This is a genomic window from Micromonospora sp. NPDC002296 (assembly GCF_040296145.1).
GTDB lineage: Bacteria > Actinomycetota > Actinomycetes > Mycobacteriales > Micromonosporaceae > Micromonospora.
Map to the genome: position 1 here is coordinate 214,658 of NZ_JBEOWQ010000003.1, position 24,175 is coordinate 238,832.

Annotated in this window: 21 protein-coding genes and 1 tRNA gene; 11 read left to right on the forward strand and 11 right to left on the reverse strand. The window is 73.8% G+C overall.

All coding sequences use genetic code 11. The features are described from left to right. The first annotated feature begins 29 nt into the window (after window positions 1–29). Window positions 30–1,700 (forward strand): S8 family serine peptidase, encoded by a 1,671-nt coding sequence (locus tag ABT023_RS04210; RefSeq protein WP_350881509.1) that lies wholly within the window; start codon window positions 30–32, stop codon window positions 1,698–1,700. A gap of 63 nt (window positions 1,701–1,763) precedes the next feature. Here ABT023_RS04210 and ABT023_RS04215 read toward each other — a convergent pair whose 3' ends face one another. Then, entirely contained in the window at window positions 1,764–2,987 is a 1,224-nt protein-coding gene (locus ABT023_RS04215) for an endonuclease domain-containing protein (RefSeq protein ID WP_350881511.1), read from the reverse strand. Between the two features lie 152 nt (window positions 2,988–3,139). After that, window positions 3,140–3,829: an IclR family transcriptional regulator gene (locus tag ABT023_RS04220; protein WP_502890582.1), complete on the reverse strand. Its 690-nt coding sequence runs from the start codon at window positions 3,827–3,829 to the stop codon at window positions 3,140–3,142. A 62-nt stretch (window positions 3,830–3,891) separates the two neighbouring features. Here ABT023_RS04220 and cysS point away from each other — a divergent pair, with 62 nt between their 5' ends. Then, window positions 3,892–5,307, forward strand: coding sequence for a cysteine--tRNA ligase (gene cysS / locus ABT023_RS04225; RefSeq protein WP_350881513.1), 1,416 nt, complete (start codon window positions 3,892–3,894; stop codon window positions 5,305–5,307). After that, window positions 5,307–6,440 (forward strand): 23S rRNA (guanosine(2251)-2'-O)-methyltransferase RlmB, encoded by a 1,134-nt coding sequence (gene rlmB, locus ABT023_RS04230; RefSeq protein WP_350881515.1) that lies wholly within the window; start codon window positions 5,307–5,309, stop codon window positions 6,438–6,440. The genes cysS and rlmB overlap by 1 nt, the downstream gene beginning before the upstream one ends. 215 nt (window positions 6,441–6,655) lie before the next feature. On the opposite strand, the gene ABT023_RS04235 is transcribed toward rlmB, so the two are convergent. After that, window positions 6,656–7,747, reverse strand: coding sequence for an ABC transporter ATP-binding protein (locus tag ABT023_RS04235; RefSeq protein WP_350881517.1), 1,092 nt, complete (start codon window positions 7,745–7,747; stop codon window positions 6,656–6,658). Between the two features lie 365 nt (window positions 7,748–8,112). Between ABT023_RS04235 and ABT023_RS04240 the strand changes: the two genes are divergently transcribed. From ABT023_RS04240 to ABT023_RS04255, 4 genes are all read left to right on the forward strand, one after another. Then, a tRNA-Thr gene (locus ABT023_RS04240) sits at window positions 8,113–8,189 on the forward strand. A gap of 249 nt (window positions 8,190–8,438) precedes the next feature. Next, window positions 8,439–8,837, forward strand: coding sequence for a helix-turn-helix domain-containing protein (locus tag ABT023_RS04245; protein WP_350881519.1), 399 nt, complete (start codon window positions 8,439–8,441; stop codon window positions 8,835–8,837). A gap of 35 nt (window positions 8,838–8,872) precedes the next feature. Beyond that, window positions 8,873–9,292, forward strand: coding sequence for a VOC family protein (locus ABT023_RS04250; protein WP_350881521.1), 420 nt, complete (start codon window positions 8,873–8,875; stop codon window positions 9,290–9,292). 63 nt (window positions 9,293–9,355) lie between these two features. Further along, window positions 9,356–9,979, forward strand: a complete 624-nt coding sequence (locus ABT023_RS04255; protein WP_350881523.1) for a histidine phosphatase family protein — start codon at window positions 9,356–9,358, stop codon at window positions 9,977–9,979. 55 nt (window positions 9,980–10,034) lie between these two features. Here ABT023_RS04255 and ABT023_RS04260 read toward each other — a convergent pair whose 3' ends face one another. After that, complete coding sequence (locus tag ABT023_RS04260; RefSeq protein ID WP_350881525.1) at window positions 10,035–10,559, reverse strand: hypothetical protein; 525 nt, start codon at window positions 10,557–10,559, stop codon at window positions 10,035–10,037. A 167-nt stretch (window positions 10,560–10,726) separates the two neighbouring features. Between ABT023_RS04260 and ABT023_RS04265 the strand changes: the two genes are divergently transcribed. Both ABT023_RS04265 and ABT023_RS04270 read left to right on the forward strand, forming a co-directional pair. Next, complete coding sequence (locus ABT023_RS04265) at window positions 10,727–13,105, forward strand: M4 family metallopeptidase (protein WP_350881528.1); 2,379 nt, start codon at window positions 10,727–10,729, stop codon at window positions 13,103–13,105. Between the two features lie 128 nt (window positions 13,106–13,233). Further along, a complete protein-coding gene (locus ABT023_RS04270; protein WP_350881637.1) occupies window positions 13,234–14,007 on the forward strand; it encodes an enoyl-CoA hydratase/isomerase family protein in 774 nt (257 codons plus the stop codon). Window positions 14,008–14,091: 84 nt separating this feature from the next. Here ABT023_RS04270 and ABT023_RS04275 read toward each other — a convergent pair whose 3' ends face one another. From ABT023_RS04275 to ABT023_RS04290, 4 genes are all read right to left on the reverse strand, one after another. Next, window positions 14,092–14,535: an HNH endonuclease gene (locus tag ABT023_RS04275; protein WP_350881530.1), complete on the reverse strand. Its 444-nt coding sequence runs from the start codon at window positions 14,533–14,535 to the stop codon at window positions 14,092–14,094. 222 nt (window positions 14,536–14,757) lie between these two features. Further along, entirely contained in the window at window positions 14,758–15,969 is a 1,212-nt protein-coding gene (locus ABT023_RS04280; RefSeq protein ID WP_350881532.1) for a hypothetical protein, read from the reverse strand. A 92-nt stretch (window positions 15,970–16,061) separates the two neighbouring features. Next, a complete protein-coding gene (locus tag ABT023_RS04285; protein WP_350881534.1) occupies window positions 16,062–17,588 on the reverse strand; it encodes an FAD-dependent oxidoreductase in 1,527 nt (508 codons plus the stop codon). Window positions 17,589–17,655: 67 nt separating this feature from the next. Then, a complete protein-coding gene (locus ABT023_RS04290; protein ID WP_350881536.1) occupies window positions 17,656–18,138 on the reverse strand; it encodes an MSMEG_6728 family protein in 483 nt (160 codons plus the stop codon). Window positions 18,139–18,227: 89 nt separating this feature from the next. On the opposite strand from ABT023_RS04290, the gene ABT023_RS04295 reads away from it, so the two are divergent. Continuing rightward, window positions 18,228–20,024 carry a potassium channel protein gene (locus ABT023_RS04295; RefSeq protein WP_350881538.1) on the forward strand — a complete coding sequence of 599 codons (1,797 nt, stop codon included), beginning with the start codon at window positions 18,228–18,230 and terminating at the stop codon, window positions 20,022–20,024. 1 nt (window position 20,025) lies between these two features. On the opposite strand, the gene ABT023_RS04300 is transcribed toward ABT023_RS04295, so the two are convergent. Further along, window positions 20,026–20,799, reverse strand: coding sequence for a phosphatase PAP2 family protein (locus tag ABT023_RS04300; RefSeq protein ID WP_350881540.1), 774 nt, complete (start codon window positions 20,797–20,799; stop codon window positions 20,026–20,028). 77 nt (window positions 20,800–20,876) lie between these two features. Here ABT023_RS04300 and ABT023_RS04305 point away from each other — a divergent pair, with 77 nt between their 5' ends. Beyond that, a complete protein-coding gene (locus tag ABT023_RS04305) occupies window positions 20,877–22,100 on the forward strand; it encodes a DUF4032 domain-containing protein (RefSeq protein ID WP_350881541.1) in 1,224 nt (407 codons plus the stop codon). A gap of 84 nt (window positions 22,101–22,184) precedes the next feature. On the opposite strand, the gene nagA is transcribed toward ABT023_RS04305, so the two are convergent. Beyond that, window positions 22,185–23,294 (reverse strand): N-acetylglucosamine-6-phosphate deacetylase, encoded by a 1,110-nt coding sequence (gene nagA, locus ABT023_RS04310; protein WP_350881543.1) that lies wholly within the window; start codon window positions 23,292–23,294, stop codon window positions 22,185–22,187. Further along, window positions 23,294–24,166, reverse strand: coding sequence for an ROK family protein (locus tag ABT023_RS04315; protein WP_350881639.1), 873 nt, complete (start codon window positions 24,164–24,166; stop codon window positions 23,294–23,296). Before ABT023_RS04315 ends, nagA begins: the two co-directional genes overlap by 1 nt. Window positions 24,167–24,175 lie beyond the last annotated feature (9 nt).

Consider the following 24,175-nt stretch of genomic DNA (forward strand, 5'->3'; position numbering starts at 1 on the left):
CACGTCCCTCAACGAGAGGATCTGATGTGGTGAGCAAGCGCTTCACCGCCGGTGCCGTCGCGACCGCAACGGCGTTGGCACTCACGGTGACCGGCGTGGTGGGCACGGCGAACGCCGAGCCGACCGCGACCCGGGAGTTCACCGTCGTCGCGAAGGCCGGCGTCTCCGCCGACACGGCGATCGCCGCCATCACCGCCGCGGGCGGCACCGTGGTTTCCCGCACCGACGAGGTCGGGCTGTTCCAGGTCACCAGCGACCGCACCGACTTCGCCGGCCGGGCGACCGCGAACGCGGCCCTGCTCGGCGCGGCCGAGCGGAAGGCGATCGGCCGCAAGCCCAAGCTCGACCGGGTCGAGCAGGAGCACCTCCTCGCCCAGGCCAAGGCCAAGGCCAAGGGCGCCGTCGCCAAGCGGGGCAAGAAGATGGACCCGCTGGACGAGAAGCTCTGGGGACTGGAGATGATCCGGGCCGACGAGGCCCGCAAGGTGGAGCCGGGCGACCGTCGGGTCACCGTCGGCATCCTGGACACCGGTGTCGACGCCACCAACCCCGACCTCGCGCCGAACTTCAGCTGGTCCCTGTCGCGCAACTTCGCCCCGGACATCCCCGAGGTCGACGGGGAGTGCGAGGTGGCGAGCTGCCTCGACCCGGTCGGCACCGACGACGGCGGCCACGGGACCCACGTCGCCGGCACCATCGGTGCCGCCGCGAACGGGTTCGGTCTCTCCGGCGTCGCCCCGAACGTCACCCTGGTCGAGCTGAAGGGTGGCCAGGACTCCGGCTACTTCTTCCTCGACCCGGTCGTCAACGCCCTGGTGCACGCGGGCAAGGTCGGTCTCGACGTGGTGAACATGTCCTTCTACGTCGACCCGTGGCTCTACAACTGCACCGCGAACCCGGCCGACTCGCCGCAGGCGCAGACCGAGCAGCGGGCGACCATCGAGGCCATGAAGCGGGCGCTCGACTTCGCCCACCGCAAGGGCGTCACCCTGGTCGGCTCGCTGGGCAACAACCACGAGGACCTGGGCGCGCCGCGCACCGACACCTCCAGCCCGGACTACGGCGCCGACCCGTACGACCGTCCGATCGACAACGCCACCTGCTGGGACCTCCCGGTGGAGGGCCCGCACGTGATCGGCGTGTCGGCGGTCGGCCCCTCCGGCAAGAAGGCCGACTACTCGAACTACGGCACCGAGCAGATCTCGGTCGCCGCGCCGGGTGGCTGGTTCCGCGACGGTTTCGGCACGGACACCTACCGCCTCGACGCCAACATGATCCTCTCCACGTACCCGAAGCACGTGCTCCAGGAGGAGGGGTCGGTCGACGAGAACGGCAACATCGTCGAGGGCTTCGAGGAGTCGGTGTTCAAGCAGTGCAAGGCCAACGGCGACTGCGGGTACTACACCTACCTTCAGGGCACCTCGATGGCGTCGCCGCACGTCAGTGGCGTCGCCGCGCTGATCGTCAGCAAGTACGGCAAGAAGACCCGGGACGGCCTGGGCATGGACCCGGCCAAGGTCGAGCGGCAGCTCTACCGCACCGCCACGGAGCGTGCCTGCCCGGAGCCGCGTCTGCAGACGTACACCAACGAGGGCCGGGACGCCGAGTTCAACGCCTACTGCGCGGGTGACTCGAAGTTCAACGGCTTCTACGGCCACGGGATCATCGACGCGTACGCGGCGGTGAAGACCCGCGGGTGACCACCGGTGCCACCGGGAGGGCCCGGGCGACCACGGTCGTCCGGGCCCTCGTCGTCCCGGGGATCAACGCCGCCAACCCCGGGCGGCCAGGGCGGCATGGACCTCCCGCGTCAGCGCGGGGAAGTCGTGCCGTAGGCGGCGGCCCGGCGCGTGCAGCACGATCCATCCCGCGCAGACGAGCTGGTTGAGCCGCCGGCGGTCGCGGTGCAGCTGCTCGGCGTCGGCGTGCGGGTTGCCGTCGTACTCGACCGCGACGCGGAACTCCGGCCAGGCCAGGCCCGGGTGCAGGACGAGCCCCGGGGCCAGCCGGACCGGGTGCCGGGCGACCGGGCGGGGCAGCCCGGCGAGCACCAGCCGGACCCGCAACTCGGACTCCGGCGGTGACTGCGCCCCGGGATCGGCCAGGCCGAAGACCCACCTCGCCCGCCGGCCCCCGGGCCGGTCCGCGTGGCGGACCCCGATCGCGGTCAACGCGTCCCGGGTGGTCAGGCCCTTGCGGAGCAGGCTGTCGACGATCCCGACGGCCCGGAGGGGCTCCAGCCAGACGGCGGTCTCCCAGGCCGCCGTCGCCGGATCGGTGCGGGGGAGCGCCCACGCCGCCGCCGCGACCGCGATCGGCGTCGCCCCGGCAACGGTCAGGTCTTCCGGACGCACCGCGACAGCCGCGCCACCCTCCCCACCCGCGGCGCCCCGGCCGATCCGCAACCCGACGGCGCGAGCGGCGTCGCGCGGTGGTGGCGTCGATCGGGTGGCGCCGCGCGGCTGTGGCGCCGTGCGGACGGCACCCGGGGCGGGCGATGGTGCTGCCCCGATCGTGGCCGGACCGTGGGCCGGCAGCGAGGAGCGGGCGGACAGCGGTACGTGGGCGGACAGCGGGGCAGGGGCGGGCAGCGGGACGGGAGTGAGCAGCGCTGCGGGGGCCGGTGGCGGGGCGGGGGGCCGCAGGTCGGTCAGGTGCACCCGGAGCCCCCGCTGGCTGCGCAGCCCCGCTGTGCGGGGGCTGGCCACGTGCACCTCGTCGGAGAACTCGGCGGCGTGCTCGACCCCGTACAGCAGCGCCGCCGACGGGCCGGCGAGCGCCGAGCCCGGGGGCAGTTGCAGGGACGCCGCGCGGCAGGCCAGCGTGTGGTCCAGGTCGAGGCGCGAGTCGGCGTAGATGTCGCGGCGCAGGTTGACCCACGCCGAGCTGCGTAGCTTGTGGGCGGTGACGAGGCCCAGCCGGATCGCCTCGGAGGCACGGAAGACCTGCCAGGCGAGGGCGGACGGGCGATCAGGGTGTCGGGGCATGCGCCCAGGCTCCCGGCAGCCGCCGCGCCTGGATACCCCTGTGGACAACGCCTCGCCCGGTCGACCCATCCCCCTGTGGACAACCAGCCGGGTGCCCTCCGGCTGTGCTAATGGCGTCCTCCCGACCGACGCGTCGGGCCCGGCGGCCGGCGTCAGAAGGCGAGGGCGGTGGCGACGGCGGTGGCCGCTGCGAGCACCTGCCCGCCGACCACCTCCGGGTCGAGCGGGGCCAGCGCGACCACCCCGACGCTCGCCTCCAGGCCCGGTACGCCGAGTACCGGCGCGGCCACCCCGTACGCGCCGGGCTGCAACTCGCCGCTGGTACCCACCGGCTCGGCGGAGCCCGACCGGCCGCCGAGGATGGCCCGACCGGCCGCTCCCCGCTCCAGCGGGTGCCGCGTCCCCGTCCGGTACGCCACGTGCAACGACGTCCAGCTCGGCTCCACCACCGCCAGTGCGACCCCCTCGCCGCCCTCGACCACGGTGAGGTGGGCGGTCGCGCCGGCCTGCTCGGCGAGCCGGCGCAGGGCGGGCAGCGCGCCCTCGGCGAGCAGCGGCTGGGCCCGGCGGGCCAGGTTCAGCACCCCCGCGCCGAGGCGCAGCCGGCCGTCGCCGTCCCGCCGCACCATGCCGTGCCCGCTCAGCGCGCCGACCAGCCGGTAGACGGCCGCCCGGCCGATGCCCAGCAGGTTCGCCGCCTCGGTGACGGTCAGCCCGCCCGGGGCGTCGGCGACCAGGTGCAGCAGCCGCAGCCCCCGGTCCAGCGTCTGGGCCGTCTCGCCCCCGCGCAGCCCGTCGCCGGGTCGGGCCGTCGTGCCGTACTCCCGTGCCGCCTCATCCACGAGGGCAGCGTACGACCCGGCACCGGGCGACCCGGGAATGCGTGGACGGCTACGCTTGTGAGGTGACGCTACGCCTGTATGACACCGCCACCCGATCGGTGCGGGACTTCGTCCCGCAGGAAGCCGGCAAGGTGGGGGTCTACCTGTGTGGTCTCACCCTCCAAGCACCCCCGCACATCGGTCACCTTCGCTCCGGCGTCAACTACGACGTGCTGCGCCGCTGGCTGCTGGCAAAGGGGTTCGAGGTCCGGTTCATCCGCAACCTGACCGACATCGACGACAAGATCCTGGTCAAGGCCGTGGAACAGGGCCGGCCGTTCTGGTCGATCGCGTACGCCAACGAGCGGGCACTGACCGGCGCGTATCAGGCGCTGAACGTGCTGCCGCCGACGTACGAGCCGCGGGCCACCGGGCACGTCCCGGAGATGCACGAGCTGATCGCGAAGCTGATCGACACCGGGCACGCCTACCCGGCCACCGACGGCTCCGGCGACGTCTACTTCGACGTGGCCTCCTGGCCGGCCTACGGCGCGCTCTCGGGCCAGTCGCCCGACGCCATGCAGGCCGCCGGCGACGCCCCGGAGCGGGGCAAACGTGACCCGCGCGACTTCGCGCTGTGGAAGGGCGCGAAGCCCGACGAGCCGGCCGACGCGTACTGGCCCTCACCGTGGGGCCGGGGGCGGCCCGGCTGGCACATCGAGTGCTCGGCGATGTGCTGGCGCTACCTGGGCGCCGAGTTCGACATCCACGGCGGCGGGCTCGACCTGACCTTCCCGCACCACGAGAACGAGGTCGCCCAGTCGCAGGCCGCCGGCCTGCCGTTCGCCCGCTACTGGGTGCATCACGGGCTGCTCAGCATCGGCGGCGCGAAGATGGGCAAGTCGGCCGGCAACGCTCTCGACCTGGCGTACGTCGCGTCGCTCGGGGTGCGCCCGATCGAGCTGCGCTACTACTACGCGGTCGCGCACTACCGTTCGTTGATCGACTACACCGAGGACTCGCTGCGCGACTGGGCGACCGGCTTCCGGCGGATCGAGGGGTTCGTCCAGCGGGCCGCCGAGCGGGTCGGCCCGGGTGACTTCGGGGAACTGCCGGAGGCCTTCGTCGCGGCGATGGACGACGACCTGAACACCTCGGCCGCCTTCGCGGTGCTCCAGGAGGTGACCCGGGACGGCAACAGCGCGCTGACCTCCGGCGACGATGTGACCGTCCGCACGGCGCTCGCCTCCGTGCGGGCGATGCTGGATATCCTCGGGATCGACCCCCTGGACGAGGCCTGGACGGGCGGCGGTCGCGTGGATGACCTGCGCGACGTGATGGACTCGCTGGTCGCGCTGGCCCTGGAGCAGCGCGCGCAGGCCCGCAGCCGCAAGGACTGGGCCGCCGCGGACGCCGTCCGCGACCAGCTCAAGCAGGCCGGCGTGATGATCGAGGACACCCCCCAGGGCCCCCGTTGGACTATTGGAGAGCAGGACTGATGGCCGGCAACTCGCAGCGCCGTGGCCGGCGACTGACGTCGAAGGCAGGCGCCCCGAAGGGCTCCGGAGGCAAGAACAAGGACTCCCTCGCGGGCCGGGGCAGGACCCTGCCCGCCGACGAGCGCCCCTGGCACAAGGGGTACTCGGGCACCGAGAAGCTGCCGCAGCGCACCGCCTGGAAGCAGGACAAGGAGCTCCGGGCGGCGAGCGAGGAGGGGCGTGCCCCGAAGATCGGCAAGCCGGGCACCAAGGACACCACCTGGGGCAGGGGCGGCGGTCGGGGCGTTCCGGTCGGTCGGGGCGGCGGGGCCGCCGGCCGGGGCGGCAAGCCGACCGGCCGCACCGGCCCCCGGGTCGCGCCGGGCCGCAAGTCCAACCCGGCGAAGGACAGCCCCGAGCTGCTGGTCGGGCGGAACCCGGTGCTGGAGTCGCTGCGTACCCAGGTGCCGGCCACCGCGCTCTACATCGCCCAGGGCATCGAGAGCGACGACCGGATCAACGAGATCGTCCGCACCGCCGCCGACCGGGGCATCGCCCTCCTGGAGATCAGCCGCGCCGAGCTGGACCGGATGACCGGCGGCGTGCTGCACCAGGGCGTCGGCCTCCAGGTGCCGCCGTTCGCGTACGAGTCCTTCGACGACATGGTCGCCGCGTCGCTGGAGCAGACCGCCCCGCTGCTGGTGGCGCTGGACGGCGTCACCGATCCGCGCAACCTCGGTGCGGTGATCCGGTCCGCCGCCGCGTTCGGCGCGCAGGGTGTCTTCGTACCGGAGCGGCGGGCTGCCGGGATCACCGCGACCGCCTGGCGGACCAGCGCCGGCGCGGCGGCCCGGGTGCCCGTCGCCCAGGTCACCAACCTGACCCGGTCGCTCAAGGCCTGCCGGGACGCCGGCTTCATGGTCGTCGGCCTGGACGCCGACGGCGAGACCGACCTGTACGACCTGGAGGCCGCCGTCGGGCCGCTGGTCGTGGTGGTCGGCTCGGAGGGGCGTGGGCTGTCCCGGCTGGTCGGCGAGACCTGCGACCTTACCGTGAGCATCCCGATGATCTCCGAGGTGGAGTCGCTCAACGCCAGCGTCGCCGCCGCGGTGGCCCTCGCCGAGGTGTCGCGCCGCCGGGCCGCCGAGGGCTGATCCCGCAGACACGGAAAGGGGCGGTCCGCCGAGATGCGGGCCGCCCCTTCCGCCTGTCCGGGGCCTACAACTGCCGGCTCCGTTCCACCACCCCGCGACCGACCGCCCCTGGCCGTGCCGGCGTACCGGCACCTCGATGATCACCCGGATACCGGCCCGGAGACGACGATGGGGGCGCCCACCGATCGGCGGGCACCCCCATCTTGCGTCGTACGTCAGATCCGCTTGCCGGTGGCGGCGTTGAAGACGTGGGTACGGCCGGTCCGCGGCTTCACGAACACGGTGTCGCCCATGTTCGGCATGGTGCGCCGGTCGGTGCGGACCACGAACCGCTCGTTGTGGCCCTCCATCGCGGCGTGGCCGTAGACGTTGACGTCCGAGCCGAGGTCCTCGACCAGCTCGACCACGACGGGCATGCCGCCCTCGGTCGGGCTCACCATCTCGCAGTCCTCCGGGCGGAAGCCCACGGTCACCTTGCGGTCGCCGCCCTCGGCGCGGGCCGCCTCGACCTGCTCGCGGGTCAGCGGGATGTTCAGCTCCGCGAACGTCGCGCCCTGCTCGTTCAGCGGGACGGTCTTGATGTTCATGGCCGGGGAGCCCATGAAGCCGGCGACGAACACGTTGGCCGGGGTGTCGTAGAGCGCCCGGGGGGTGTCCACCTGCTGGAGGACGCCGTCGAGCATGACGGCCACCCGGTGGCCCATGGTCATGGCCTCGACCTGGTCGTGGGTGACGTAGACCATGGTGATGCCGAGCTTCGCCTGCAGCGACGCGATCTGGGTACGGGTCTGCACCCGGAGCTTGGCGTCGAGGTTCGACAGCGGCTCGTCCATGAGGAAGACCTGGGGCTCGCGGACGATCGCCCGGCCCATCGCGACCCGCTGGCGCTGGCCGCCGGAGAGGGCCTTCGGCTTGCGGCCGAGGAAGTCCTCCAACTGGAGGAGCCCGGCCGCCTCCTTGACCCGCCGGTCGATCTCGGCCTTGGGGGTCTTGCGCAGCTTCAGCGCGAACGCCATGTTCTCGTACACCGACATGTGCGGGTAGAGGGCGTAGTTCTGGAAGACCATCGCGATGTCGCGGGACTTCGGCGGGAGGTGGGTGACGTCGCGCTGGTCGATGTAGATCGCGCCGTCGTCGACGTCCTCCAGGCCGGCGAGCATGCGCAGGCTGGTGGACTTGCCGCAACCGGAGGGGCCGACGAGGACGAGGAACTCGCCGTCGCCGATCTCGAGGTCGAGCTGGTTCACTGCGGGACGCTCGGTGCCCGCGTAGATGCGGGACGCCTTCGCGTAGGTGACCGTAGCCATGGTGGAGCGCTTCCTTTCACCGGCAGGAACGTGCCGGACGATCCGAGTGAAGGAGCAACCGGCGCCCTGTGACGCCGGCGGTCCGGGCGACGCTCCGGGCAGCGGGGGCCGCCGGAACTGTCATCCGTGTCACTGCACCGTAAACGGCTTTCCGCAACCTGCCAACACGAGAAGCGTCGGATGGGACGGACGGCATTCACATTCCGGGCAGTCGGGCACAGCCAGGCATCAATCTCCGCGTGGTTCCGCCCGCCCGCCGGCGGATGACAGCCGACAGGGTCGGCAAATCGGCGTTTTCCGTGCTGGGAGGGCCTGCCGAGGGACAACTCCCGAGGTCTGTCGCTTATGCTGGCCACGCACGACCTGCCCCTGTAGCTCAGCTGGCCAGAGCACTCGCCTTGTAAGCGAGATGTCGCCGGTTCGATCCCGGCCGGGGGCTCCAATTTCACAAGGCGTTCGGTGGCACTCGCCGCCGTTGCTCGCCGGAGTGTCGGCAGCGCCGACAGTAATCGGGCTCACGGGCGGCGGGACGGACAAGCGGCTGCGGTTGGTTGACCCCTTCGGGGTGCCGCCACCTCTGCCAATCAGATCGCCGGTCCGATCCCGGCCGAGGCTCCACAGTTTTGCCGGTGTCCTGGAGAACGGCATGCCGGTGCCGCGTCGGCGTTCGCCCGCGCAGGACGGAGGTGGGATGAGCCGCGCGGTGGAGGAGTCCAACCGGGCCATGCTCCGCGCCCGGGACGCCATGGACCGGGCGTACGCCGAGTTGCTCGACATCCCCGCCCTGGCCCGGATCGCGCACGTCTCCGAGGCGCACTTCATCCGCACCTTCCGCGCCACCTTCGGCGAGACCCCGCACCGGTACCTGCAACGGCGTCGGGTCGAGCGGGCCATGTACCTGCTCGCCCAGACCGACCGGGACGTCACCGAGGTCTGCTTCGCGGTGGGGTTCAACAGCCTCGGTACCTTCAGCCGGACGTTCCGCCAGATCGTCGGCGAGTCACCGACGGAGTACCGCCGGCGCAGGGTGCCGGCGGACGTGCCCGCGTGCTTCGCCAAGGCCTGGATGCGACCTAGCAGTTTTGGATAAGCAGCAGGTCGGGGCGGTCGAATAGCGTTCTCGGCATGACGATGAACGCGATCAGCCGCTCCCAGATCTACGTGCTCGACCAGGACGAGGCCCTCGACTTCTACGTCGGCAAGCTCGGCATGGAGGTCAACACCGACCAGGACCTCGGCTTCATGCGCTGGCTGACGGTCAACCTGCCCGGCGACCCGGAGCGGGAGATCCTGCTGGAGACGCCCGGCTCGCCGGCCCTGGACCCGGCCACGGCCGAGCAGGTCCGCGAGCTGCTCACCAAGGGGGCGCTGGGCGGCTACCTCTTCATGACCACCGACGACGCGCACAAGACGCACGAAGACCTGGTCGCCAAGGGCGTGGAGATCACCGACGAGCCGACCGAGCGCCCGTACGGCATCGACTTCGGCATCCGGGACCCGTTCGGCAACAAGATCCGTATCGGTCAGATGTTCCCGCGCGGCTGAGCGGGGCGGGCGGGTCGGGAGGCGCGGGTTAGCATCGCGCCTCCCGACCCGTACGAGGTGACGATGGCGAGCCGCCTGCTGTTCCTGGCCCGGCACGGTGAGCAGGACCGGCCCGCCGGCGCTACGGACGACCCGCCGGAGGTGGGGCTCTCCGCCCGGGGCCGGCGGCAGGCGGCCCTGCTCGGCGAGCGGCTGGCCGGGGTGCCCTTCACCGCCGTCCACCACGGGCCGCTGCCCCGGGCCGCGCAGACCGCAGGCCTGGTCGCCCGGTCCCTGCCCGGGATCCCGGTGTACGCGACGGAGCTGGCCGGCGACCACCTGCCGCACGACACCGACCCGGCCGGCCTGCCTGCGGCGTACGCGAGGCTTCTGGCGGGGTTCTCCGCGAGCGAGCGGGTCGACGGGCCGCGGCTGACGGCGGCGGCCGTCGCGCGCTTCGCCGCCCCGCCGGCCGACGGAGACGACCTGGTGCTGGTGGTCACCCACACGTTCCTGATCGCCTGGCTGGTCCGGCACGCGTTGGACGCCCCGCCCGGGCGTTGGCTGGGGCTGAACCACCACAACGCCGGGCTGACCGTGATCCGTTACAGCTCGGCCGGGCCGCCGACCCTGGTCGCCGTCAACGACGTCGCCCACCTGCCGGCCGAGCTGCGCGGCACCGGGCTGCCCCCGGACTACCGGTTCTGACGCCCGCCGGGTTGGAGCCCGCCTCGATGAAGCGCTCCTCCGGCCCGGCGGCGGGTCAACCGGCGGCGGTGAGCACGAGCGCGGCCAGCGCCGAAGCGGCCTGCGGTGGCGTGCCCGCGACCGGGCAGTCGGTCCAGTCGATCGTGGCGGTGCCGACGGTGAGTCGGTATTCGTAGGCGTCGGAGCAGCGGCCGGCGGCGTCGGCGGTGCCGCCCTCGGTGAGGCGCGGCTCGGCGGCGAGCCGCCGCAGCCGGTCGAGGTCCGCGGCCGTGAGCCGGCCGGTGCGCCGGGTGCCGGCGCGGTCGACCGCCGTCCATCGGCCGTCCGGTTCGACGGTGACCGTGTCGCTCTGCCCGGCGAAGCCGCCCGTGCGTCGGACGACCACCCGGGCGGCCCGGGACGCCTCGGGCGGGGCACTGGCGTCGGGGGTTCCGGCGGTGGGGCCCGGGGAGGCGGTCGCGGCGGGCGGCGAGACGGGAGCGGACGGTGGCGGCGCGGGGGTGCCGGGATCGCCGGCCGCGCACCCGCTCGCCGCCAGCAGCGCGGCGATCATGGCGATGCGGAGGGGGGTCGATCTCATGCCCGTCGGACGTGTCCGGACTCCGCCCGGTTCCGTCACCTTGTCCTCCTCATCCGTTCGGCCAGTGTTGGAGTCCGGAAGTGGTCGCCCCCTTCCCCTTTCGTCGGGAGATCACTATATCTACATGCGTGACTACCCCCGTCACACATTCCTTGCCAGGAGGGCACGTGAAGAAAACCCTCGCCGCCGCTAGCGCAGCGCTGCTTACCGGCGGCCTGCTCACCTGCGTCGCCACCACGGCGCAAGCGGCAGCCCCCACCCCGGACCCGTCGGCGGCCCGTGCCGACTCGGTCCTCCGCAGCAACCCCGGCGCCGTCCAGGGTGCCAGCGGAGAGGCATACCAGGCTGTTCGGACCAAGGTGGACGCCGACGGCGCTTCGCACACCCGCTACTCCCGGACCTACCAGGGCCTGCGGGTCTACGGCGGTGACTTCGTCATCCACGCCAAGGCGAACGGCGAGTACGCCGGGGCCTCGGTGGGCCTCGCCGCCCCGCTGACCCTCGCCGCCAGCCCGAAGGTCACCTCGGCCAAGGCCAAGGAGGCCGCGCGCAAGGAGTTCTCGGGCTCGCTCACCGCCGTGGGCGTCCCGGAGCTCTTCGTCGACGCCAGCTCCGGCAAGGGCCGGCTCGCCTGGGAGACCGTCGCCTCCGGCTGGAAGGCCGACAAGCAGACCCCCTCGAAGCTGCACGTCATCACCGACGCGGTCACCGGCAAGGTGATCGGCTCGTACGACGAGATCGAGACGGTCACCGGCAGCGGCACGGGCATCTACACCGGCACGGTCAGCGTCGACACCACGCTCTCCGGCAGCACGTACCAGATGATCGACCCGGTGCGCGGCAACGGCCGTACCTGTGACATGAACAACGGCACGTCGACCTGCACCACGTTCACCGACGCCGACAACGTCTGGGGCACCGGCGCCAACACGAACCGGCAGTCCGCCGGCGTGGACGCCCACTTCGGCGCCGCGATGACGTTCGACTACTTCAAGAACGTGCACGCCCGCAACGGCATCTTCGGCAACGGCGCCGGCGTGCCGAGCCGGGTGCACTACGGCAACGCCTACGTCAACGCGTTCTGGGACGGCGCGCAGATGACCTACGGCGACGGTTCCGGCAACTCCCGCCCGCTGGTCTCCCTCGACGTGGCCGGCCACGAGATGAGCCACGGCGTCACCGAGGCGGTCGCGGGCCTGGTGTACTCCGGCGAGTCCGGTGGCCTCAACGAGTCCACCAGTGACATCTTCGGCAACATGGTGGAGTTCTACGCCAACGCGCCGAGCGACCCGGGCGACTACCAGGTCGGCGAGAAGATCAACATCAACGGCAACAACACGCCGCTGCGCTACATGTACAACCCGACGCTGGACGGCTCGTCCGACTCGTGCTGGTCGACCAGCACGAAGAACAAGGACGTGCACTACTCCTCCGGCGTGGGCAACCACTTCTACTTCAACCTCGCCGAGGGCACCGGCGCCACCGCGTACGGCACCTCGCCGGTCTGCGGCTCCGCCCCGGCGGTGACCGGCATCGGCCGGGCCAAGGCCGAGAAGATCTGGTTCCGGGCGCTCGACGTGTACTTCACCTCCAACACGTCGTACGTCAACACCACCACCCCGGCGAACACCTCCCGCGCGTACACCCTCAAGGCAGCGACCGACCTGTACGGCAACTGCTCCACGGAGTACAAGGCCGTCCAGGCGGCGTGGACCGCGGTGAACGTGGCCGGCAACGACGCGCCCTGCTCGTCGACCGGTAACGACTTCTCCGTCACGCTGTCGCCGACCTCCGGTTCGGTCGCCCCGGGCGGCTCCGTCGCCACCACCGTGGCCACCGCCACCACCAGCGGCACCGCCCAGACCGTGACGTTCTCCGCGTCCGGCCTGCCGACCGGCGCGACCGCGTCGTTCAACCCGGCCTCGGTGACCTCGGGCGCCTCGTCGACCCTCACCATCGCCACCACGTCCGGAACCCCGGCGGGCACCTACACCGTCACCGTCACCGGCACCGGGACGGTGCCCCACAGCGCCACCTACACGCTGACCGTCACCGGCACCGGCGGCTGCACCGGCGCGGGCCAGAAGCTCGGCAACCCCGGCTTCGAGTCCGGCAACACGGTGTGGACGGCCAGCTCCGGCGTCATCGCCCAGCACGGCACCAGCCAGCCGGCTCGCACCGGCACCTACAGCGCCTGGCTGAACGGGCGCGGCACCACCAACACCGAGACGCTCTCCCAGTCGGTGACCCTGCCGGCGGGCTGCACCTCGTACAACTACAGCTTCTGGCTGCACATCGACACGACCGAGACCACCACCAGCATCCAGTACGACAAGCTCTCGGTGCAGGTGCTCAACTCGTCCGGGACCGTGCTGGCGACCCTGGCCACGTACTCGAACCTGAACAAGGCCGCCGGGTACAGCCAGAAGTCGTTCTCGCTGGCCTCGTACGCCGGCCAGACCGTCACCCTGAAGTTCACCGGCACGGAGGACGTCTCGCTCCAGACCTCCTTCGTCGTCGACGACACCGCGGTCAACGTCGCCTGACGTAGCCGTACCCCGGCGGGCCCGGCGGCCACCCCACACGGGTGGTCGTCGGGCCCGCCTCGTTATGGTCGCCGCACCGGCCCGGCGAGCTCGCGCTGCGGACCGGGGCCGGCGAGGCGAGGGAGTTGGTGGGGGTGTCGGACGCGGAGCTGACCGTCGGGACGGCCGGACCGGTGGCCACGATCGTGATTTCCAGCCCGGGGCGGCGCAACGCGATGACCGCGGCGATGTGGCGGCAACTGCCGGTGCTGCTGGACCGGCTGGAGGCGGACGAACGGGTCCGCGTGCTGGTGCTCACCGGCGCGGGCGGCACCTTCTGCGCCGGGGCCGACCTGGGCGACCTCGACGAGCTGCTGGACGCCGGGGACGCCAGCATCGCCGTGGCTGCCGAGGAACGGCTCGCCGCCTTCGCCCGGCCGACCGTGGCCGCGATCGAGGGCGCCTGCGTCGGGGGTGGCTGCCAGCTCGCGGTCGCCTGCGACCTGCGCCTCGCCGCCGCCGAGGCCCGGTTCGGCGTGCCACCGGCCCGACTGGGCCTGGTCTACCCCGTGCCCACCACCCGGCGACTGGCCCGGCTGGTCGGCCCGTCAGCCGCGAAGCACCTGCTCTTCACCGCCGAGCTGATCGACGCCGAGCGGGCCCTGCGGATCGGGCTGGTCGACGAGGTGCTGCCGCCCGACGGGCTCGCCGCCCGGGTGGGTGCGGTCACCGCCGCGATCGCCGAACGCTCGCGGCTCACCGTCACCGCCGCCAAGGAGATCGTCGACGAGCGGGCGGACGAGGACCGGATCGCCTGGTGGCACGGGCAGGTCCGGGTCAGCGGGGAGGCCCGCGAGGGGGTGGCGGCGGCCAACGAGCGCCGGCCGCCCCGGTTCGGCTGGGCCCCGCCCGCCGCCGGCTGAACCGGGGCGCGACCGCCAGGGGCCGGCGGGTGCCGCGCCGGGGCGTACCCCTGACGCGGCCCCCCGTTCCCGCCGGCCGGTCCGTCACCGCCCGGCGAGCGCCGCCCAGCTCGGCACGACCGGCTCGCGCCGCAGCGGCATGCCCGCCTCGGCCGGCGTCCGGTCGCCCTTGCGCTGGTTGCAGCCGTAGCAGGCGGCGGTGGTGTTCCGCCAGGCGTTCCGGCCGCCGCGCGAGCGGGGCAGCACATGGTCGACAGTGCCGGCCGGCCCGCCGCAGTAGGCGCAGCAGCGGCCGTCGCGGCGCAGCACGCCCGCCCGGGACCAGGCCGGGCCGGCGCTGAACCGCCAGCGGGTCACCACGTACCGGACGAGGCGGACCACCCGGGGGACCGGGAAGATCCCGATAACGCGGTCCGGCTCGGCCTCGTGGATCTCGGCGACCCGCCGGCAGAGCATCCGGATCGCGTGTTGCACGGTGACCCGGTGCAGCGGGCCGAGGTCGGCGTTGATGACGAGAACGGCGTCCACCGGGCACTCCCTCCAGGATCGGCGGTGGGTGGGCCGGCCGGCGAGGAGCCGTCCGGTCCGGCGGGGGACGGGACGGCTCGACGCGTGCGGGTACGCGTCAGCCGGGCCACCCGTCCCGGGGGGCCTCACTGCGACAACCATCGACGGGCGGCACTGTCGGCGCGGTGTTGAAGTGCGACAACGGCATGACTTGCTCCCGCCGGGCTGGTTGACCTTGCGCGATCACGGTAGGTCTGCGGGGGTGCGGCCGGCAACGCATTTCGATCCGCCGACGACCTCGCCCGGCCCGCGCCGGCGGCGGGACCGGGCGGTGGCGCGGGCGGTGGCCAGCGGCCGGGTCACCCGGTCGGCCATCCGGACGGTCAACTCGACCTCCAGCAGCGGCCGGTTCACCTCCCCGGCCACCGCGAGGGCCGGCCCGGACACCGTCCGCCAGATCGCGGTCAGCCCGGCGCCCAGGCCGACCAGGGCGACGGCGGCCCGGGCGGCGGGGGAGCCGGTCGAGGCGGCGGCGCTCACCCCGACCACGGCGAGGAGCACCACCAGCAGCGGGGCCAGTACCGGCCAGAAGATGCCCCGGGCCGCCCGCGCCACCAGCTTCCGGTCCCGGATGATGACGTTTCGCGCGACGACCGCGTAGTCCTCCTCGTCGAGCAGGTCCCGGGGGTGCAGCCCGCCGGTCAGCACGCTGCGCCACAGGTCGCCCTGGTTGCGCAGCTCGCGGGCCAGCTCGGCGAGGCCGGCCTCGGCCGGGTCGCCGACCCCGGCCCGGGTGACCGCGTCGGCCCACGCCCGCAGCGACCGGCGCACCACCGCGGCCGAGTACGGCGGCAGCACGGTGGCCAGCTCGTCGAGCCAGCGGCTGATCTCGACCTGCCGGCCGGCGAAGCGCCACGGCACCTGGTCGGCGTCGCCGCGCCGGACGGTGTCGGCCAGCGACCTGCCGAGCCGGTAGGCCAGCCCGACCCGGTGGTTGGTCGCCATCGCCCAGCGCAGCACGTCCACGTTGAGGTCGTCGAGGGCCAGCAGCAGCGTCCCGGCCCCGGCCGGCAGGGCGGCCCGGGTGTCCCCGGTGGACGGGACGCCGCCGCCCGGGGCGAGCGTGGGCGGCGCGGTGGTGCCGCCGCGGGTCAGCCCGGCGATCTGGGCGAGCGCCACGTCGATCCCGTCCAGGTACATCCCCAGCCGCCGCCGGCCGGACATCTCGGTGAAGTTGGTCAGTTTCGCCGGCGGCTGCGCCGGCCGCCCGTCCGTCGACAGGTCGGCCGTCCGGGCGTGGTGGTACGCGTCCGCCAGCCACCAGCCCAGCCGCAGCGCCGTCACGATGCAGGCGCGCTCGTCGCGCAGCAGCCCGTACGCGTCGTCGTACCGGTCGCCGCCCGCCTCGTCGCCGGGCGGCCCGCCGGCCGCGTCGCGCCGGTGCACCGTGGACACCCTCTCGACCTCCCGTGCCGGCGACGCCGGTGGATGTCAGTCGAGGATAGATCAGATTTACGGCAATTCGTGGCGAATCAGGGCCTTTGTGGTCATCGCCGCGCGAGCAGGCCGCGCGGGCGGATCGAGCGGACGGGCTCGGCCGCCGCCCCCTCGGCCCGCAGGACGTGGTTCGCCGCGATGATCCCGGTCGCCGCCGACCGCTCCATCAGCGCACTCGGGAAGTCGGTCCGGATGCCGTCGCCGGCCAGGTAGAGCCCCTCGGCGCCGGTGTGCACCCCCGGCCGCCACGCGTGACCGCCCGGGGCGAACGCCGGGGCCCGGGCCTCCACCCGGGCGCGCAGCTCGCGCACCCGCAGCCGGGCCGCCTCCGGCCAGAGCGCGACCAGCTCGACCCGCATCCGCTCGGCCAGCTCCTCGGCCGGCACCCCCTCGTCGCAGGCGTACGCGTGCAGCTCCACCACCGAGCCGCCGGTGCGCTCCGCCCAGCGGCGCGACTCGTCCTCCAGCCGGTGGTACAGGGTCACCGAGTCCAACGTGGGCTGCCGGGACACGCCGCTGAACACCGCCCGCCCGGCGTCGACGTCCCCGTCGCACCAGTACCGCGCCACCGCGTACGGCGGGCCGGGGGCGCCGAACGCGGGCATGGCCGCCACCAGCTCCGGGGCGGCCCCGGCGAGCACCGGCGAGGCGCCCACCAGCAGGGCCAGGGCCGGTGGGTCGACGGCCAGCACCACGTGCCCGGCCTGGTACACCGCGCCGTCGGTGACGGTCACCCGCCACCCGTCCGGGCCCCGGTCCAGCCGGGCCGCGGCGGCTCCGGTGACCACCCGCCCGCCGTGCTTCACCACGTGCCGGGTCAGCGGCTGCCAGATCGCGGTGGCGTAGTCCGCTCCCGGGCAGTCGAAGGCCAGTCCCTCAGGGTTGCCGAGCAGGTAGAAGTGGAACTGGGCGATCATCTCGGCGGCCGACATCTCCGCCTCGTGATTGAAGAACGAGTGGGAGAAGACCTCGAACAGCATCGCCCGGGCCCGGTCCGGCAGCCGCAGCGAGGTGAGCAGTTCGTCGGCGGTGGCGTTGTCGAACTCGGCGTACGTGCGCACCGGGTCGTAGGTGAGCAGCGGCAGCGCGGCGTCCCGGTCCATCCCGCGCAGGTCGGCCAGGCGCAGGCTCGGGCTGCGCAGCAGCAGGGCGAGCAGGTTCGCCGGCGGGGCCGGCGGCAGCTTCCCGAACTCCTCCGTCGGCCACTCGGCGCTCAGGACCGGGTACCCGGGAACCGGCCTGAGGAACGCCAGCCCCGGGTCGATCCGGCGCAGGATCGACCGCCAGTTGTAGTACTGCCGGAAGAACGCGTGGAAGCCGTGCTCGTTGATCTGGGTGCCGTCGGCCAGCGGCTCCGGCCACGCGCCCAACCGGCCGCCGAGGGTCGGCGTGGCCTCCAGCACGGTCACCCGCACCCCGCGCTCGGCGAGCACCACCGCCGCCGACATGCCGGCGATCCCGCCGCCGACCACCACGGCCTCGACCGGGCGCGGCACGCGCGGGGCGGCACCGCCGCCCGGGTCCACCACGTGTTCCCGTACGCCGATGAACCGGCCCACCAGCCGCGACAGCGCCACGCGACTCAGTCTGCCCGAGGGGCGGGGGATGGTGCGCTTCCGACGCGGGGCGGCCGTCGAGGGCCGTTCACGCCGGGCGGCACTGCGGCTCGCGGTCGGAGGCGGGCCAGACGTACTCCAGGTCGGGCCCGACGTCGTCGAAGAACGGACGGTAGTGCTCCGGGTCCTTGCGCAGCAGCGAGGAGCGGTGGCTGCGGTGCAGGTCGTCGCGGCCCAGCCAGGGCGGCAGCTCACCGGCCTGCGCCAGCACCTCCTGGGTGCGCACGGTGGCGACGCCGCAGGCGGCGGCGAGGTCGGTGGCCAGCGTCGCGGCGCAGGTGTCGGCCCGGCCCGGCTCGCACCACACCGCACAGATGTCCAGGCCGTAGCGGACCAGGGCCTCCTCGTACCCGGCCCACATCTTGACGGCCGGGTGGTTGCGCCAGCCGTACCCCGGCCAGGTCAGCCCGCGCAGCACCTGGATGGCCTCCACCCGCTGCTTGCCCAGCCGCCTCTGGTCCAGCGTCCGGGCGCTGGCCAGGAAGTCCGGGTACGGCAGGAACGTCTGCATGCCGCTGCTCTACCCGTCCCGGGCCGCGACATTCGTTCATGATCGTGTGGGGCTGCGCGGTCGCCCGTCGGCTGACTACGATTCGGCGCATGGCGGAGCCCCTGCGTGACCGCGCGCGTCGCGCCACCGGGTGGCGACTGCGGATGAACGGGGAGAACCGCCCGCACTTCGTCGTCTGCGGGTCGGACCCGCTGGCGTACTGGGTGGTGCGGGCGCTGCTCGCCACCGAGCTGGACACCGGCCGGATGCGGATCACCCTCGTGGTGCCCGAGCGGCGTCGCTCCGAGGGCCCGGACGGCCGGGACGTCGACGGCATCCAGGTCGTCCGGGCGGACCGGCTCGACGAGGCGACGTTCCGCCGGGCCGGGCTGGCCGGCGCGGACGGGCTGGCCCTGCTGCACCAGGACGACGTCGGCAACATGCACGCCGCACTCTGCGCCCAGGAGGTGGAGCCCCGGCTGCGGCTGGTGGTGCGCATGTTCAACACCAGCCTGGCCAACGGGGTGCGGCAGCTCTTCCCCGACTCGGCGGTGCTCTCCGACGCGTCGATGGCCGCCCCCGCGTTCGTGGCCGCCGCGCTCGGCGAGGTCGCCCTGACCCACTTCCGACACGGCGGACGCACCCTCTACGTGGCCCGCCGCACCGACGTCCGCCCGCAGGACGTGGTGTGCGGGGTGGCCGACACCGGCGACCCGGCCCGGCCCCGGGTGCTGCCCGCCGACGAGGCGACCGCCGACGTGGTGCTCGCCGAGGCGACCGGCCAGCCGCCCGGCACCGAGCTGGCCGCCCGCAGGCTGGTCCGCGCCCGGCGTCGTCGTCAGCCGGTCGCGGTGCTGCTCCGCGCGGTCCGCAGCTTCGCCACCCGCAAGATCGGCATCGCGGTGCTGGTGCTGCTCGCGGTCATCTCCGCGCTGGGCTGGCTCAACTCCCGCGCGGCCGGGGTCAACTGGGCCGACGCGCTCTACCTCACCCTGGTCACCACGCTCACCGGCGAGGACCCGGACGTCACCAAGCCCGTCGCCGCGCAGGTCATGCAGGTGGTGCTCAACCTGGCCGGGCTGGCGCTGATCCCGCTGATCACCGCCGTGGTGGTCGACGGGATCGTCAACGCCCGGCTGGCCCTGCACGCCGGGCGGATCCAGCCCGACCGGTCCGGGCACGTGGTGGTCGTCGGGCTGGGCAACATCGGCACCCGGGTGATGGCCCAGCTGAACGACTTCGGCGTCGAGGTGGTGGCCATCGACCGGACGCCGGACGCGCGGGGCGCCTCGCTGGCCCACCGGCTCGGGGTGCCCGTGGTGGTCGGCGACGCGGCGCTGGAGGAGACCCTGCGGTCCGCCTCCGTGGAGACCTGCCAGGCGCTCGTCGTGGCCTCCACCGACGACGGGGTCAACCTGCGGGCCGCGCTGAACGGTCGGGGGCTCAACCCGGACCTGCGGGTGGTGCTGCGGCTGTTCGACGGCGACTTCGCCGAGCGCATCCAGAAGGCGTTCGGGATCGGCATCTCGCGCAGCGTGTCGTACCTGGCCGCGCCCTCGTTCGCCGCCGCCCTGCTGGACCGGGCGGTGATCGCCACCATCCCGGTGGGCCGGCACGCGCTGCTGGTCACCGAGGTGCCGGTGGCAGCCGGGTCGCCGCTGGACGGCCGCCCGCTCTCCGCCGTGGCCCACCCCGGCGAGGTACGCCTGCTCGCGCACGCCCGCGCCGGGCTGAAGGCGGACTGGTCGGCCGATCCCCGCCTGGTGATCACCGCCGGCGACCGGCTGACCGTGGTGGCCCGCCGGGCCGGGCTGACCGCCCTGCTGCGCGAGACCACCCCGCCACCGTCGGAGCACCCGTCCGACGCGCCCGCCGGCCCGCCCCCGCCCCGGGCGAGCGGGGAATGAGCTAGCGGGCCGGGGTGAACAGCGCGGGCCGGTTCCAGGTGCCCAGCCGTCCGGGCAGCGGCACGTCGTCCCACGGCACCCGGCGCAGCAGCCGGTCGAGGAACAGCCCGAGCAGCAGCCCGGCGACCGAGTCGGTCAGCCAGTGCCAGCCCAGGTACGTGGTGGTGCAGAGCACGACCACCGGCGGCACCGCCCGGACCACGGTGACCAGCGACGGCGGGACGGTTCGATTGAAGGTGGCCAGCAGCGGCGCCAGCAGCAGCGCGATGACGCCGTACCAGACGATCGCGTTGGCGACGTGCCCCGACGGGTAGGACTGGGCGAACCGCACCGGCAGGTCGTGCTGGAACAGTGGCAGGGTCGCCTCGGCGGGCAGGAACGGCTCCTTGACGCCGGCGCTCGGCGCGGGCCGGGCGGTCCACACCTTCAGGGGGCCGATGGTGAGGTACGTGAGCATGAAGGCGAGCACCGGCGGCAGCACCGGCCGTACCGACCGCGCCCGGACGGCCAGCAGCACCCCCATGCCCAGCGCGATCAGGGTCAGCGGGCTGCCCTGGCCCAGGTAGTTGAACACGACCGCGACCCAGTACGCCGCCGTGGGCCGGTGCGCCTCGGCCCAGTCGGCCACCGCCCGGTCGACGCCGAACAGCCGGTCGGCGGCGAGCGCCGCCGTCAGGCCGACCAGGGCGGCGACCAGCAGCCCGTCCCACCACCAGCCCGCCGGCCGTACGGGCCTGAGCTGGACCTTCCGCCGTACCGCCTGGGTTTCCCGCACGCGGCCACGCTACCGGCCCGCCGCCCGCCGGCTGTGGGGCGAGCCACGAAGGGAGGCGCTCGGCCTGGTTACCCGGCATGCTTGTCGGCGTGCGGATCACCTCTGCCCTTGTGGACCCGGCGTTGCTCGACCTCCCCTGGTCGACCCCGCTGGAGAACTGGCCTGCCGAGCACCTGGTGGCGCTGCCGCAGGGCATCTCTCGGCACATCGTCCGGTTCGTCCGGTTAGGTGAGTACGTGTATGCGTTCAAGGAGACCCGCGAGCGGATCGCCGAGCGGGAGTACGACCTGCTGCGGGCCCTGGAACGGATCGACTTCCCGTCGGTCGAGGCGGTGGCGGTCGTCGCCGACCGGCAGACCGAGGACGGGGAAACCCTCGAATCGGTGCTGATCACCCGGCACCTGCAGTTCTCGCTGCCCTACCGGGCGCTCTTCTCGCACACCCTGCGGCCGGAGACGATGAGCCGGCTGCTCGACGCGCTGGCCGCCCTGATCGTCCGGATGCACCTGACCGGCTTCTTCTGGGGCGACTGCTCGCTGTCCAACACCCTGTTCCGCCGGGATGCCGGCGCGTTCGCCGCCTACCTCGTCGACGCCGAGACCGGGGCGCTGCACAACACCCTGTCCAACGGCCAGCGGGGCGAGGACCTGGAGATCGCCCAGGTGAACATCTTCGGCGAGGCGCTCGACCTCCAGGCGGCCGGGCTGCTGCACGAGTCCATCGACCCCGAGGTGGTCTGCGAGGAGGTCGTGCAGCGCTACGAGCGGCTCTGGCACGAGATCACCTACGAGCAGCAGATCGAGCGGGAGGCCCGGCACGACATCGAGGGCCGGATCCGCCGCCTCAACGAGTTGGGCTTCGACGTGGCCGAGGTGGCCCTGTCCACCATCGCCGACGGGCGGTACCTGATTCGGCCGAAGGTGGTCGACGCGGGCCACCACCACCGCCGGTTGCTCCGTCTTACCGGCCTGGACGCCGAGGAGAACCAGGCCCGCAGGCTCCTCAACGACCTGGACGCGTACCGGGCGGAGAGCGACCTGTCCGACGAGCAGCAGGCCTCCCACCGCTGGCTGACCGAGGTGTTCGAGCCGGTGGTCCGGGCGGTGCCGGCGCACCTGCGCCGCAAGTTGGAGCCGCAGGAGCTGTTCGCGCAGATCATCGAGCACAAGTGGCTGCTGTCCGAGCGGGCCGGCCGGGACGTCGGCATGGGCCCGGCGGTGCAGTCGTTCCTGTCCGACGTGCTGGTGCACCGCCCCGACGAGCAGGCCGTCCTCGGGGTTGAGGTCGAGACGCTCGGCTGACCGACCGGCCGCTGTCGTGCCACCTGCCCGTGGGTGGGTGCCGCGGCGGGCGGACCCTGGCGGGAGCGGGTCAGGTCACCCGGGTCACTCCACCCAGGAGCCGCCCTTCATCACCCGGACCACGTTCAGGTCCTCGTCGAGGACGACCAGGTCGGCGCGGAGGCCGACCTGGAGCGCGCCGACCCGGTCGCCGAGGCCGATGGCCCGGGCCGGGGTGGTGGCCACCATCCGGCAGGCGTCCGCCATCGGGATGCCGGCGTGCACGGCGTGCCGCAGGGCGGCGTCCATGGTGAGGGTGCTGCCGGCGATCGCGCCGTCCCGGGCCAGCCGGGCCACCCCGTCGGCCACGGTGACGGACTGGCCGCCCAGCTCGTACTCGCCGTCGGCCATGCCGGCGGCGGCCATCGCGTCGGTGATCAGGGCGGTCCGCTCCGGGCCGGCGGTCGAGGTGGCGAAGGTGAGCATCCCGTCGTGCAGGTGCACCCCGTCGGCGACCAGCTCGCAGACCACGCTCGGGGCGTCCAGCAGGGCCACCACCGGGCCCGGCTCGCGGTGGTGCACCGGGCGCATGCCGTTGAACAGGTGGGTGCCGACGCTCGCGCCGGCCGCCACCGCGGCCCGGGTCTGGTCGTACGTGGCGTCGGTGTGGCCGACCGCGGCGACCACCCGGTGCGCGGTGAGCAGCTTGATCGCCTCCAGCGCGCCGTCCCGCTCCGGAGCCAGGGTGACCATCCGGACCGCGCCGCCGCCCAGCTCGACCAGCGCGGCCAGCTCGTCGGTGGACGGGTCGCGCAGGAACTCCGGGTTCTGCGCGCCGCACCGGGCCGAGGAGAGGTACGGCCCCTCGAAGTGGACGCCGGCCAGCACCCCCTCCTCGACGAGCGGCCGGAACGCGGCGGTGGCGTCCCGCATCAGCTCGTACGGTGAGCTGACCAGGCTGGCCAGCAGTGTGGTGGTGCCGTGTCCCAGGTGGAAGGACGCCGCCTGTCGGGCCGAGTCGGCGTCGCCGGTGGTGAAGGTGTGCCCGCCCCCGCCGTGGGTGTGCATGTCCACGAAGCCCGGCACGATCCAGTGCCCGTCGCGCGCGGACGGATACTCGGCGACGGCGGTGATCCGGTCGCCGTCCAGCTCCACGCAGCCCTGCCGGACCACGCCGGTCGGGGTCACCACCTTGCCGTTCACCCGAAGCGCCATCACTTCTCCATACTGTCGAGGGCGAGCAGGGCGGCGCCGAGGCAGCCGGCCTCGTCGCCGAGGGCCGCCGCGACGAGACGCGGCTCCCGGTGGAAGGTCATCCGCTCGTGCAGCGCCGCGCGCAGCGGGTCGAACAGGAGGGGCCCGGCCTGGGCCAGGCCGCCGCCCACCACGACAGTCTGCACGTCGAACAGGGACTGGCCGGTGGCGAGGCCGTCGGCCAGCGCCTCGACGGCCTCCGCCCAGACCCGGGCCGCCGCCGGCTCGCCTGCTGCGGCCCGGTCGGCCACCTCGGCGGCGGTCGCGGGGACGCCGGTCACTTCGGCGTACCGGCGGGCGATCGCCGAGGCCGAGGCGACCGCCTCCAGGCAGCCGTGCCGGCCGCAGCCGCAGCGCGGGCCGCCGGGGCGTACCAGGATGTGGCCGATCTCCCCGGCGGCGCCGTGCGCGCCGGTGGCGGCCGACCCGTCGACCACGTGCGCGGCGGCGATGCCGGTGCCGATCGCCACGAACAGCACGTGCCCGGTGCCCCGGCCCGCGCCGAGGCGGGCCTCGGCCAGGCCACCGGCGCGCACGTCGTGGCCGAGCGCCGTGGGCAGTCCGAGCCGTGCCACCGCCAGGTCCCGCAGCGGTACGTCCCGGAAGCCGACGTTCGCCGACCACACCGCCACCCCGGTGGCCTCGTCGACGACGCCGGGGACGGCGACGCCGAGCGCGACCGGCTCGAACCCGTCGGCCCGCGCCTTGCCGGCCAGCCCCTCGGCGACGTCCAGGATGGTGTCGACCACCGCGTCCGGGCCCCGGCCCGCCTCGGTGGGGTGGCGCTCGGCGCGCACGGTGGCGCCGTCCGGGCTGACCAGGGCGCACTTCATTCCGGTGCC